We start from the raw sequence: 13,837 nt of genomic DNA, 5'->3' as shown, positions 1-13,837 counted from the left end.
ATCGTTTACTTTCTGTCATTTTAATGCTTGATAAATTTAATATTCTTTTCATTAATGGTAATAAAGTATGCCCCCAGAACCAATTCTGAAATCCCAATTGCCTTACCCGGCTGATAAGTCCCTTTTCCTACCAGTTTACCATCTATAGCATGAATAGTATAATCTGCTGCTCTGTTAAGACCTTTCAGATTAATTTCATTTTTGGCTGGATTTGGGTATAACCCAAAGCTTTCTTTTTCAACGGAAGAAACACTTAACGTATTATCCTGAGCAACTGTAGAGTTTTTCTCAATAATCTGGTATTCATAATTAAACTGAACACTTGCAATAGGAAAAGTTACCGATTGAAGAAAATATTGGTTATTGGAAGTATTGTTAAGAACCAGATAAGCGGTCTGACCACCTGTTCCGGTTACTTTTATAGGCAAAGGCATTTCAAAAAAGCTTACTGTAGGGCTACTCTGCGTCTGAGAAACTTTGAATACGGCCTGATTACCACTTTGCATCCATTTTATATTGTAAGTAGGATAACCTTCTCCATAGATCCAGTCATTGAAAAATTCTGTAAAATCTGTTCCGGTAGACTGAAGCAAAGAAGCATTAAAATCTGAAGTACGTACATAGCTGTAAGCCAGATTTGGTCTTGCATGATAATCTTTAAGTGCCTGATAAAAAGCGGCATCGCCTAAAATCCACTTCAGCATTCTTAGTACATAGCCACCTTTAGCATAGGTAAGTCTGCTGTCAAATATTCTGCCGATACTGTTAAGCCCACTGGCAGGTACATAAACGCTACCACCTGCACTTCCCGTAATAAAGCTGGACTGCCCCTGTAAATAGTTTAGAAAATCTGTATTGGGCATCAATAGTTTTTCATTGGCAACATGCTCTCCAAAAGTAGCAAAGCCTTCATTCAGCCAGATATCGTTCCATGCACCGCAGGTCACTTTATCTCCAAACCACTGGTGAGTAAGCTCATGAGCAATAAGCTGTTTGCTCCACGCTCCCATTGAGGACATGGTCTGATGCTCCATCCCTCCTCCATACATAAATTCCATATGGCCGTATTTTTCATTACGGAAAGGGTAAGAGCCAAAATAGGTTTCAAAAGTATCCATCACCTGCTTTGTCCAGTTAATATTCGATACACTGGTTGCATTTGAATTGGTAGAAGGGTAGATATAGTTGATAAAAGGAAACGGAGGATTGCCCATTGTATCAGTAAGTTTCACAAAGTTAGTGATAGACAAAGCAATCAAATATGCTGCTGTAGGATACATAGTTCTCCAAAAAGTAAGCTTTGTAGATCCTGTTGGAAAAGTTTCAGACATCAACTTTCCGTTTGCTGCTACGCTGTAATTGGATGGAGTTGTAATTTTAAAATCAAATCTTTCAATTTTATCATTCAAACTTTGTTTTGTAGGGAACCAGTCCTGTGCTCCATAAGGCTCATTCAAAGTAGAAAGAACCGGAGTTCCGCCCTGAAGTGATGTTCTGAATGCATCGTTTTCGGTAGTTGGTGCTCCTGCATAATAAATCGTAAGAGAATCTAATGTATTGGCAGGAATAGAAGCCGGGAAATCAATCTTCAGCTCTTTTGATGGAAGCTGTTGAAAGCTGGTAATATTAGTACCGTGATATTTCACCTGAGAAACGGTCAAAGAATTGGAAAGATCAAAATAAATACTTCCCATACTTTGGTTAGGCTTAAAATGCGAAGTTACCGATCCGGAGATATTATATACCGCAGGATCCAGGCTCACGTCCATCCTTTGATACTGCAAGTCATAATTTAATGTATTGGGATTCGTATTCCCAATATTCATTTTCTGGGTAAAGGATTTTTTCTCTTTCTCGATCAATCCTTTCATATCGGTATTTTGCTCATACTTCTGGCCATAAAATGGCTGAAATAATACAAAACCCAACACCAACAGGTACAATTTTGTCATGTTTAGAAAAATTTAATCAAATATAAAAAAAACCTTTTAATCAATGATTAAAAGGCTGTTATAATATATAAAATAAAATATTTTTAAAGATCCAGTGCCGGTTCAAGAATTTTTTCCATTCTCTTTTTCACCATGTCTACCGATCCGGCATAGTTGTTCACCATTAAGGAGAACACTAATGTTTTCCCGGAATTTGTTTTCAGATAACCTGCTAATGTTTTTACTTTGTTTAAAGTTCCGGTTTTTGCAAAAACCTGTCCGTTACCTTCTCCAATGAACATTCTTTTTAAAGTTCCGGATTGTCCTCCAACCGGCAGCGAAGTAAGATAAGATCTGTAATACTTCTGATCCATCAGCGAGGTAAGAAATTTCGCCTGGGATATAGGAGTTACATTATTGCTTCTTGAAAGTCCGCTTCCATCCATATAATTAAGACCATTCATATCAAAACCTGCCTCTCTTAAGTGGTTTGTCACCACAATTCTTCCAGATTCTGAAGTCTGATCACCCATTTTCTGATAACCCGCAGTTTTTAATAAAGCTTCGGCTAATGAGTTATCACTGTGCTGATTGGTATAATAAATAATATCACCTAAAGTTGGAGATTTATATGCCGAAAGCATTTTTCTTCCTTCCGGAGCTGAATCTGTCATTTTCGGAGTTACTTTTCCGGTAACAGGAATTCCGCTTTTCACCAATGTGGTTCTGAAAGAGTTAGCGAGAAATGCTGGAGCATCAGGAATTTTGGTCGTTAAAACTCCGTTTCCTTCATATTTATCAGCATATACCATCTGATGATTATAAGGAGAAACATAGAAAAACTTCTTGTCTGTAGAGAAGCTTCCTTTTTTAACAATCAGCTTTTCGTTGGCCGGGTTAATATCTCGGGTACTTCCTGCAGGCAGATAATAATTATTATTTTCCAACCATACAACATTTTCCGGAAGCACTGAAATATTGCCTTTGAAAAGCGCTGTCTGAATGATAATATCACCATTTACCTTTTTGATTCCCTCTCTTGAAACTCCGCCTACGAAATCTGAAATAATATCTCTGTAAGATGCAGCACCAGCTTTATTGGTTCCCAAAGACGGGTCACCGCTTCCTATTACATAAAGATTTCCATTTAAAACTCCATTTTCATCTATCGTTCCTGAATACTCAAGCTGCGTCATCCAACGGTAGTTCTCACCTAAAAGGTTTAAAGCTGTTTCCGTTGTAAGGAGCTTTGTAGTAGAAGCAGGTACTAAAGGAGTGTTTTCATTGTACGAAGAGATTACTTTCTTCGTTTTCGGATCGTACACTACGAATCCCCAGCTTGCGTTTTTCAGCACAGGATCCGCCATCATTGTGTTTACGTTAATGTCTACCAGTTCTTTTGCTGACAGCACAGTTTTCTCCACCATCGTACTAACGGGTGAAGGCAGGTTTAAGCTGCTTTTCTGACTGTCATAATTCTGAGAATAAAGAACGGTAGAAACGGTAGATTGAGCCAGGAAAAAACCAGAAGCCAACACCGCCGCACTTGAAAAATATTTTCTGAAATTTACCATCTATCTTCTTTTAGTTCTATAGCTTTGACTCTATAAAAAATGAGAGGTTAAATCATTTAATTAAAAAGTCAGACACTTAATCAACGTCCAAAAGTAGAAATTATTGTTATACAACGAGCTACCAGCGTCTTATAAAAGAGTGTAAAGTTTGTTAAAAATTGTTAAAAATCCACAAAAACATCTTTTTTAATGCTTTGATAAGCAGTGATTTCATCAAATTCTTTCAAACTTATCAAAACCCTATTTTTGAATTTCTCATAGTTTTTACCGCGGGGAAGCTTCAGCATAATCTGGAATTGGTACAAATTATTCAGCCTTGCAATCTGAGCTCTTTCCGGCCCTAAAACACAATCTTCCGGAAGATATTTTCTAAGAATGGAGCCCAGAAACTGAGAAGCACGGTCTACTTTATCTTCCTTTCTGTGCTTCATTTCAATCATAATCAGCTTGGTAAAGGGCGGATAATGAAATTTCTGACGCTCTGTAAGAATATATTTATAAATCTTGGCAGGATTATTCATTTTAATCAGCTGAAATACAGAATGTTCAGGATTATAGGTCTGAATCAGGATTCTCCCTTTCCCGGAAACTCTTCCCGCTCTACCTGAAACCTGCGTGATCAGTTGATAAGCTCTTTCTTCCGCTCTGAAATCCTGTACATATAATAAGGAATCTGCTTTAGGAATGGTTACCAGTTCGATATGGTCAAAATCAAGTCCTTTGGAAATCATCTGTGTTCCTACGATAATGTCTGTTTCTCCGTCTTCAATCTTTTCATACAGCTTTTCGTAGGCAAATTTCTTACGCATAGAGTCTACATCCATTCTGTCCACCTCATTTTCAGGGAACAGCTTGGAAACTTCCTCGTGAATCTGCTCTACTCCAACTCCTCTTTCATTCAGCTTTTCGGAATTACATTTCGGGCAGGTTCTCGGTTTGGAAGCTCTTTGTCCGCAATAATGACATTTCATTTCATTAGCAGCCTTGTGATACGTCATCACGACATCACAATTGGAGCAATAATTCACATAACCACAGCTCTCACATTCTATGACATTGGAATAACCACGACGATTGTGCAGAACGATCGCCTGATTTTTTTCATCCACCGTTTTCTTAATTTCATCAATCAATTTCAAAGAAAAATTACCGGAAACCTTTTTAGATTCCTGGGCTTCTTTGAAATTAATCAGTTCATATTCCGGCAGATTAACATTCCCGAATCTTTCATTCAGGAAAACATATTTCATTTTATCTTTTCGGGCTCTGTAATAGCTTTCAACGGAAGGCGTTGCAGAACCTAAAATCACTCCTGCATTGTAAAATCCACCCAGCACCAATGATGCATCTTTAGCATTAAAATAGGGAGAAACTTCTCTTGGCCTGTATGCTGAATCATGCTCTTCATCTACCACAATAAGTCCCAGATTCTGATAAGGCAAAAACAAAGCATTACGGGTTCCAATCAAAATACGGATATCATTCTGCCTGATTCTTCGCCATACTTCTACTCTTTCAAAATCTGTCAGTTTCTGATGATAAAAACCAAGCTGTCTGCCGTATTTTTTTTCTAATCTTTGAGTAATTTGTTTCGTCAGAGAAATTTCAGGAAGTAAAAAGAGAACATTTTTCCCTTCTTTGATATATTCATCAATTTTCTCTAAATAAATATGGGTTTTTCCTGATGAAGTGACCCCGTGAAGCAGAACATTCTTTCCTTCTTCAAAGGCTTCATCAATTTCAGTTTTTGCTGTTTTCTGCTGCTCAGAAAGCTCTTCAAGCTCCTCAATTTCTCCGTCATAGCTTTCAATTCTGTCCTTCTGCATGTAGTATTCCTCTACAAGACCTTTGTCTGCCAAAGGTTTTAAGTGGGAACTACCGAAATAACCGTCTTCAAAAAGTTCAGATTTTTTAATAGGAATATCAGGGTTTTCTGTCTGCTTTTCTAAGATAAGAAGAAACAAATCCTTTTGCTTTTGAGCTCTGTTCAATTTTAAAAGTATGTCCGTAAGATTCTGATTGGCCAAAACCTCATCATTGATTCTTACATAAGCTACTTCTTTTGCTTTATATTTCTCAGCAATTTTTTCATCAATCTCAATGTACTGAAGATCAATTAATGAATTGATAGTCTTAATAATATCCTTTTTAGGAATAAAAGCTTCAATGTCTGTAAGATTGATCAGCTGGCGTACTTCCAATGCCTGAATAAGGTACATTTCGTTGACATCCAGATTTTCAAAATCAACAACGGCACCCGGTTTTAATTTTAAATAAGTTTCACTTTCCAGTTTTAATGAAGAAGGAAACGAAAACCTGTAAATTTCCCCAAGGCTGCACATATAATATTCCGACAGCCAGTTCCAGAAATTAATCTGTTCTTCAGGCATAATCGGCTGATCATCCAGCATGCTGATGACTTCTTTTACCACAAAGTTTTCCGGTGCGTTATCATGAAGCTCAAATACAATTCCTGTATAGATTTTCTTTCCGCCAAATGGTACCAGCACACGCATTCCGGGCTGGATTTCAGACATCATTTCTTCGGGAACTTTATAGGTAAAAGATCCTTTGAGGTTCAGGGGTAATACAATTTGAGCGTACTGCAAGGGAAATATTTAAAGTGTAAAATTAGAATTTTCCTGAGAGAACTGCAACTTTGCAGAAATTCTTTCGTGACATTTAAAACTTGGGGCTAAAGGCCTGTTCTACCACAAAAGATCTAACTCTTTTAGTGCCAATCTTTATGTATAAAAGTACATATAAGTTCAAAAATATGAAGATTTTCATTATGTAAACTTTACACAATCAGTATTTAACCTTAAGCTTTTGTGGTTAAAAAAAGATTTGAGTCATCTCGTACCAAAATGCGGAGGTAAAAAATCCGACAATAATACTGACTCCGATGATCAGATTGGTCAGTTTTGTATTTAGTCTAAATTGTTCTGCGATGATACTTGAGGTAACGAGTGTAGGCATTGCTGCTTCAAAGACTGTAATTTTTGCCACATCTCCTTTTATTCCGAATAACAAAGCCATTCCCAAAACAATTGCCGGCGCCAGAATCAGTTTATAAAGCATAGACATCGACATTTGTGGTATCAGTTTTTTCCATCCGTTGAATTTCAGCTGTAATCCCACGGAAAACAAAGCTAACGGACTTACTGTTGCAGCTAATTTATCAAAAAACGGTTCTGCCACGGTAAAATCAATGAACTGCGACAATACCAAAGCGGAAATACATCCTATTAACGGAGGAAACGTAATAAGTCTTTTTAAAATGAATAGTGCACTTACTTTTCCTGATCTGCTTCCTCCTTTCACTGCAGCAATAATTCCGAGTGTGGAAAGGGAAAAAAACATAGTCTGATCACAGATAATGGCAATACTCAACAATCCTTCGCCATAAAAAGCACTGATTAAAGGAAATCCTATGAATGATGTATTGCTATAGCCGCTTGCCAGTTCTAAAGTACTTCTGGAACGTCTTGAATATCCTTTGCTCTTACTGTACAGCATCATAAAGAAAAAGCAGAACACAGAAATTAAAAATGTGGCTGCAATCGGGAACAGCATTTCTGTTGTCCATTTTACTTTAGGCAGATATTTAAAAGAAACTGCCGGAAGAGCAAGATAAAGAATCCAGGTGTTGATACCTTTGTGGGCATCGGGGTGGATAGATTTTGTTGCTTTGAATATCATTCCTGCAATGATACACACTGCAATCAGAACAAAATTTACCATAATTATAAAGAAATAGGGTACAAATTTACGGCTGATTTTTGAGTTGGAAGGGTAAAATTTATATTTTTTCAGTAGAATTTCTAATGCGGGATAAGATATTTAAACCTTATAGGTTTTGAGAACTTTTATATTTTAATTCTTCATTACCTCCCAAAGACTCATTACTTCAATTTTATCCAAAGGTTTTGAAAGTAGGATTCTTTTCGAAGTCCCTGGTAAAAGATCAAAGAAATTATCACTGAAATGAGTATCTCCTATCAGGTAAACATCTTTCGTCAGAATATCCGTTGATATTTCAATTTCAGTGGGTGATATTTTTTTGATTATAATTTCCGGTTTTGAAAGCTTTAAATCTTTCGGCTTATTAAAAAAGAACAGTTTTTCAAATTTTGAATCTTTTTGAGAACTGATTTTTAAAACAGCTCCGGACAAATCAAACTGAGCCAGTTCTGATTTACTGATGCTTCTAATTTTCTTACTTACATCCGCATTGATAACATCTGATTGATTTGATTCCCAAAGTGTTTCCCCTTTAAAATCAATTAATTCAAACTTTGTGTCTGCTTTAAATTCTTTCAATAAATCACTGATCAGATAAACGTCATAACTTTTATCAGTCTCGGCTACTGATACCAAAACAGATTCGAAGCTTCTTTTTGCCTGATAATGGAAGGCTTTCCAGTTTCCGAGGTAATCTATGGAAGACCAGGAAACCACCGGCCAGCAATCGTTGAGCTGCCAGTACAACGTTCCCATATTATAGGGTTTTGCACGGCGGTGAGCTTCAATGGCAATCTGCATTCCTCTTGCCTGCAATAGTTGTGAAACGTAATGGTATTGTACAAAATCGGTCGGGATTTTATAATCCCGTTTCAGGTATTCATTAATAATATCCCAGCCACGGGCATGTTTCTCGTGAGCTTTAATGGTTGGATTATGAAGGCTTAAATCCTGAGTTCCTGAAAACATGGATTTTGTGGTTTCAAGAGTGGGTGTGCCCTGAAAACCATATTCAGACATGAAACGTCCTACTTTTTCGTTATAAATTTCAAAGGGCTGTTCTCCCCACCAGACTCCCCAATAATGAGAATCTCCTTCTGTAAGGCTTTCTTTATGCCCCCAACCAATGGATGGAGAGCTTGGCCAGTATATATTTTTATCAGATTTCAGGTTTTCTGCCAATGCATTGGGAATTACATCATGGAAAAGTTTTTTATAGTCTTTCCAAACCTGTAATGAATCATTTTTTGAATATTTGAACTGTTTCTGATATCCCCAGTTGACAATGGCTTCATCAATTTCATTATTTCCACACCACAAGGCAATTGACGGGTGATTTTGAAGTCTGCTGACCTGATCTTTTACTTCTTCTTTTACATTATTTAAAAAGGCTTCATCTGCCGGATAAAAACTTCCTGCAAACATAAAATCCTGCCAGACTAAGATTCCGTTTTCATCACAGGCTTTGTAAAATTCATCGTCTTCATAGATTCCTCCACCCCAGATACGGATCATATTCATATTGGCCTCCTTCGTGTCCCTGATCAGTTTCTGGTATTTTTCTTTGGTCATTCTTGGTGAAAAACTGTCTCCCGGAATCCAGTTGGTTCCTTTAATGTATAATGGCTGTCCATTGACTTTAAAGGAGAATGATTTTCCTTTTTCGTCTTTTTCCTGAACCAATTCAACCGATCTCAACCCTATTCTGATATTTTTAGCATCAATCTTTTTCTGATCTTTTGAAAGTTTTACTTCGAAATCATAGAGGTTAGCTTCACCACGTCCGTTAGGCTGCCAAAGCTTCATCCCGGCTGTTGCATAAGGGACTGATATTGTATTTATTCCTTTTTTTAAAGATACTTTTTGGTGGGTTTTATTCAGATCTAAAGTATAATTTCCGGCATTTTGCACATCAATTTCTACATCAAAATGTAAATCATTCACCCCTTTATCAGATCTGTTCTGAATGTCTTTAACGGTAATAATTTTGGCATTATTCCAGAATTCCAGCTGAACATCTTTCCACACTCCTGCTGTGACCAGTCTTGGTCCCCAATCCCATCCAAACTGATATTGTGCTTTTCTCACAAAACTTCTTGGTGATTCCGGCATGGTGAACGGAACTTTTTTGGCTAATTCCTTTCCGGTATTGACAGCAGACTTAAACTTAATATTAACTGTATTTTGTCCTGCTCTCAGATATTGCTTCACCGGAATTTCCCATTTCCGGAACATATTGTCGGTTTTCCTCAATAGTTTACCATTGAGATAAATTTCCGAAAATGTATCCAATCCATTAAAAACAATATCAATATTATCATTTCTTAATTCTTCGGAAGAAACCGTAAATGCAGTCTGATAATCCCAATCTTCATTTTCTATCCATTGTACTTTCTTTTCATTTTCATCTTTGTAAGGATCGGGAATGATCTTGTTATCCATTAAATCCAGATGAACCGTTCCCGGAACTTTCGCAGGAAGCCAGTTTTGGTCTTTTGAATTTCTGAACTGCCAGTTCTCGGAAGACAGATTCCTTTGTGAAAACTGTGCGGAAAGGATATTCTGTGTGAAAAGGAAAGCAAAAAGGATCGTTCTATTCATCAATAATTTTGTTTACAATTCTGTGGATACCGTATTTAATAAGTTCATTATTAAAATTAATAAGCAATCCCAATTTTATATCAGTCTGTTTCAGATACGTCAATACCTGTGAATGAAAAATAGGATGTAGCTCCAATATAGATTTCACTTCTACAATAACTTTATCTTCTACAATCAAGTCAATTCTGTAGGCATTTTCTATACAAATTTCTTTATACTTTAAAGATAAAGACGACTGTTGCTTAACATTCAGTCCCAACATCTTTAATTCATAAGCTAAAGCTGTTTCATATGCATTTTCTAAAAGACCAACTCCTAGGTTTTTATGTACTTCTATAGCAGCTCCTATTATTTTGTAGGATAATTCGTTTTCGGTCATTCATTTGTGTTTTTATTTTAATTATTTATTTAAACGCAAAGTATTTATTTCTTTTATGCACTATTTTAAGGGAGCTAAGAAAGAATCGATTTTCAATCGATTGGATTAAGAGCCTGTTTAAATTTTCGTAGAAAATTTTGTTAAGAGGCTTTCAGAGGTTGGATATTTGAAAAAAAAAAATGAAATACCCAACCGATTTAACTGAAAACCAGTGGCAATATATAAAGAAAACGATGAACCTAAAAGAGAGAAAGAGAAAATATCCTCTTCTTTTGATTTGGAACTCCTTAATGTATTTGATAAAAACAGGTTGCCAGTGGCGTATGCTTCCTAAAGATTTCCCCAAATGGCAATTGGTTTATTACTATTATATCCGTTGGACGGAGTTGGGATATTTTGACTTAATTCTAGAAAAGCTACGAATGAAAGTTCGTATAAAAAAGGGTCAGCGAGCAGAAGCCTCCTTAGGAATAATGGATAGCCAAAGTGTACGCTGGGGCAATAATAGAGGTCTTCATGGCGTAGATGGAAATAAGAAAATAAAAGGAATAAAACGCCATGTGCTAGTAGATAAGAATGGATTTTTAATCGCAGTGATGGTTTGTGTAGCCAATATTCATGATAGTAAGGCTGGATTGCTTTTGCTTAGATTACTCAGGGAAGAGCTGATGAATTTCAAGTGTATTCTTGCTGATGCAGGCTATAGAGGAGATTTTCTAGATAAAGCTCATAGCCTTTATTCATACCTGGTAAAAGTGGTAAGTCGGGATAAAGAAAAACAAGCTAAAAAAGAGTTTAAACCCGTAAGTAAACGATGGGTAATAGAAAGAACTTTTGCTTGGTTTGATAATGACAGAAGGCTTTGTAGGAACTATGAACTACTGCATGAGTCTTCCGAAAATATGACCAAATTATCCGCTATAAAATTATTACTCAATAAAATTTAAACAGGCTCTAAGCGAATGTATTTATTCTTAAGCTTTCAGCGGCTTTGCCGCAACTCTTTGCTCTCTCAAATTATAATATAGTTTATTTTTAAACTTTGCGTTTAATTTATTGCAATTGTACAGTTACATTACTTGCTCTTCAATGCAATCACTTCATCCGGATTGGCAAAAGCACCGCCATCCGTAATGGCTGAAGAGTGAAAGTAACCGGCATTGGTAACAGCTCTAATTTCTTCAATATTGGATGAACGAAGTCCACCTCCAACAAGGATTTCTATTCTTCCATCGGAAAGTTCAATCAGTTTTTTAAGATTTTCTTTTCCTTCAGATACATTCGGTTTCTGGCCGGAAGTAAGGATCGTTGTAAAGCCGCATTCAATTACTTTTTCTAAAGAATCTCCCAGACTTACAGCACGATCGAAAGCGCGGTGAAAAGTGCATGGAAGTGGTGCAGCTAATTCAACTAAAGCTTTATTCTGTTCTGTATTAACCTCATCATTTTTATCTAAAATTCCGAATACAAAACCGTCTGCCTGTAAAGTTTTTAAATGAATCAAATCATTTTTCATCTGTTCAAATTCAGAATCAGAATAGGTAAAATCTCCGCCTCTGGGACGAATCATCACAAATATCGGAATTGTAATTTTTTCGCGAAGTTTTTTCATGGTTTCGAAATCCGGAGTAGTTCCTCCTTCACTAAGACCGTCACATAATTCTATTCTGTCTGCTCCGTTTTCAAACGCAATTACTGCTGATTCAGGGTTAAAACAAGCTATTTCTATTTTTGACATTCTATGATTTATTTAATTTTACTTCGGTTCATCCTGCAATACATCTGCTATAAGAAATGAACCGCTTTCTTTTACTACTTTTACAACAGATGGATAATGTGCTTTAAAACCATCATCTCTCAACACAACATTGAAGATATATTCATCTTTAGAGGAGGATTTTAAATCACAGCTTTCTACTTCAATATTAATCCAATCCTGTGCAGGAATGAGAAATCCTATACCAATACCTGCTTTGGTGGTATCAAATTTAGATTTCCATTTATCCTGAAATTCTTTTTGAGTAAGACTTCCGTCTACATCAAGATCAACATTCATAGCGTCCATTTTATAATCAAAATAGTCTTTGGTAGTGATCTTCTGCAAATTCTTTTCTCCGTTTTCAATATTGGCTTTAAAATAATCAACTATACTTTTTTCCAGCCATTTTTTTGCAGCTTCAGCTTCATCAGACTGATTATTCTGAATTACTTTTTCTTCTATTTGAGGTGATTCTACGGCTATTTTAATTTCCTTCTTTTCTTCCTTACATGCAATGATGAGAAATAAGGAAGCGATTATCGTTCTTTTCATGTTTATTTTATGTTTGGCTAAAGCCAATAGATGTCGTTGATTTGTTTAAATGGGCTAAATTCCTATTGATTTGCTATTTTTTGTTGGAATAACACAAAGATTTTTCCTGTAGCATTCTTTTAGGGCGCAAGGATTTTATCTCCGATAAAGTTTATTTATAACTCTGGCTATTTATTGCTTCTATTATACAATTATTTTAAAGCAAATTCAGGTTTTTCAAGGCGGTTACCTTTCTGGTCATACACCGCAAAGTTGAATCCGTCCTGAATACAGTAAGAGCCATATTCTCCCTGTTTATTGATGGCGATGAAGCCTACCTGAATATCTTTCAGATTTTTGTTTCTTCGCTGAGTAATCTTTACGATTCTTTCAACGGCTTCTTTACAGGCTTCCTGTGGATTTCTGCCTTGTCTCATCAGTTCAACCACAAGATGAGTTCCTACAGTTCTTATCACCTCTTCACCATGACCTGTTGCTGTAGCGGCTCCCACTTCATTATCTACAAACAGACCTGCTCCGATAATTGGAGAATCTCCTACTCTGCCATGCATTTTGAATGCCATTCCGCTGGTTGTACAGGCTCCGGAAAGATTTCCCTGAGCATCCAAAGCAATCATTCCTATCGTATCGTGGTTTTCAATATTGGCAATTGGCTTATACTGGCTGGTTTTTAACCATTCTTTCCATTCTTTTTCCGATTCGGGAGTGAGAAGATTTTCTTTTTTAAATCCCTGTGAAAGGGCAAACTGCAATGCTCCATCTCCTACCAGCATTACGTGGGGGTCTTTTCCATTACGGCTCTTGCAACAGAAATTGGATTTTTAACATGTTCCAGACATGCAACAGAACCGATATTATAATTTTCATCCATGATGCAGGCATCCAATGTCACTCTTCCATCTCTGTCCGGACGGCCTCCGTATCCTACACTTCTTTCTTTTGGATCCAACTCTACGAGACGTACTCCTTTTTCAACCGCGTCCAAAGCTTTTCCTCCTTTTCCAAGGATTGTCCAGGCTTCTTCATTGGCTTTTAGCCCGAAATTCCATGTAGAAAGGACAATGGGTTTGTTAATCGTTTTAGGAGTTTCAGGAATGTCTTTAGCGATTAAATCTAGTGGATTTACAGCCAATGCAAGGGAAGCTGCAGCGGTTTTTTTTATAAAGTTTCGTCTACTTTGCATATCAGGTTTATTAGGCCTACAAATTAACGATTTTCCGGCTGGTAGAAAAGTAAAAAGACTACAGAAAAATGATCTGCAGTCTTTATCTATTTTTAATTACAAAAATTGATGGTA

9 protein-coding genes and 1 pseudogene are annotated in these 13,837 nt (G+C 36.5%); 1 reads left to right on the top strand and 9 read right to left on the bottom strand.

Annotation, left to right across the window (positions count from 1 at the left end):
• Window positions 1-20: 20 nt before the first annotated feature.
• The 6 genes from CLU97_RS06680 to CLU97_RS06655 all read right to left on the bottom strand — a co-directional run bounded on the left by CLU97_RS06680 (window position 21) and on the right by CLU97_RS06655 (window position 10,229).
• Window positions 21-1,952: a M1 family aminopeptidase gene (locus CLU97_RS06680; protein ID WP_121487231.1), complete on the bottom strand. Its 1,932-nt coding sequence runs from the start codon at window positions 1,950-1,952 to the stop codon at window positions 21-23.
• 83 nt (window positions 1,953-2,035) lie between these two features.
• Window positions 2,036-3,505, bottom strand: a complete 1,470-nt coding sequence (gene dacB / locus CLU97_RS06675; protein ID WP_121487230.1) for a D-alanyl-D-alanine carboxypeptidase/D-alanyl-D-alanine-endopeptidase — start codon at window positions 3,503-3,505, stop codon at window positions 2,036-2,038.
• Between the two features lie 161 nt (window positions 3,506-3,666).
• Window positions 3,667-6,114 carry a primosomal protein N' gene (priA, locus tag CLU97_RS06670; protein ID WP_121487229.1) on the bottom strand — a complete coding sequence of 816 codons (2,448 nt, stop codon included), beginning with the start codon at window positions 6,112-6,114 and terminating at the stop codon, window positions 3,667-3,669.
• A 226-nt stretch (window positions 6,115-6,340) separates the two neighbouring features.
• Window positions 6,341-7,249, bottom strand: a complete 909-nt coding sequence (locus CLU97_RS06665) for an AEC family transporter (protein ID WP_121487228.1) — start codon at window positions 7,247-7,249, stop codon at window positions 6,341-6,343.
• Window positions 7,250-7,381: 132 nt separating this feature from the next.
• Window positions 7,382-9,850 (bottom strand): beta-mannosidase, encoded by a 2,469-nt coding sequence (locus CLU97_RS06660; RefSeq protein WP_121487227.1) that lies wholly within the window; start codon window positions 9,848-9,850, stop codon window positions 7,382-7,384.
• On the bottom strand, window positions 9,843-10,229 hold the full coding sequence (locus tag CLU97_RS06655; protein WP_121487226.1) for a GxxExxY protein: 387 nt from the start codon (window positions 10,227-10,229) through the stop codon (window positions 9,843-9,845). Before CLU97_RS06655 ends, CLU97_RS06660 begins: the two co-directional genes overlap by 8 nt.
• A 179-nt stretch (window positions 10,230-10,408) precedes the next feature.
• Here CLU97_RS06655 and CLU97_RS06650 point away from each other — a divergent pair, with 179 nt between their 5' ends.
• Window positions 10,409-11,176 (top strand): IS5 family transposase, encoded by a 768-nt coding sequence (locus CLU97_RS06650; RefSeq protein ID WP_121486240.1) that lies wholly within the window; start codon window positions 10,409-10,411, stop codon window positions 11,174-11,176.
• A 128-nt stretch (window positions 11,177-11,304) separates the two neighbouring features.
• On the opposite strand, the gene CLU97_RS06645 is transcribed toward CLU97_RS06650, so the two are convergent.
• From CLU97_RS06645 to CLU97_RS06635, 3 genes and pseudogenes are all read right to left on the bottom strand, one after another.
• Window positions 11,305-11,967, bottom strand: coding sequence for a copper homeostasis protein CutC (locus tag CLU97_RS06645; protein ID WP_121487225.1), 663 nt, complete (start codon window positions 11,965-11,967; stop codon window positions 11,305-11,307).
• 18 nt (window positions 11,968-11,985) lie between these two features.
• Window positions 11,986-12,540: a hypothetical protein gene (locus CLU97_RS06640; protein WP_121487224.1), complete on the bottom strand. Its 555-nt coding sequence runs from the start codon at window positions 12,538-12,540 to the stop codon at window positions 11,986-11,988.
• A 191-nt stretch (window positions 12,541-12,731) separates the two neighbouring features.
• Window positions 12,732-13,723: pseudogene (locus CLU97_RS06635) on the bottom strand (isoaspartyl peptidase/L-asparaginase family protein).
• Between the last annotated feature and the right edge of the window lie 114 nt (window positions 13,724-13,837).

It is taken from the genome of Chryseobacterium sp. 7 (assembly GCF_003663845.1).
Lineage (GTDB): Bacteria > Bacteroidota > Bacteroidia > Flavobacteriales > Weeksellaceae > Chryseobacterium.
The sequence above is the reverse complement of the archived record's forward strand: the minus strand, read 5'-3'. Positions and strand labels throughout refer to the sequence as shown.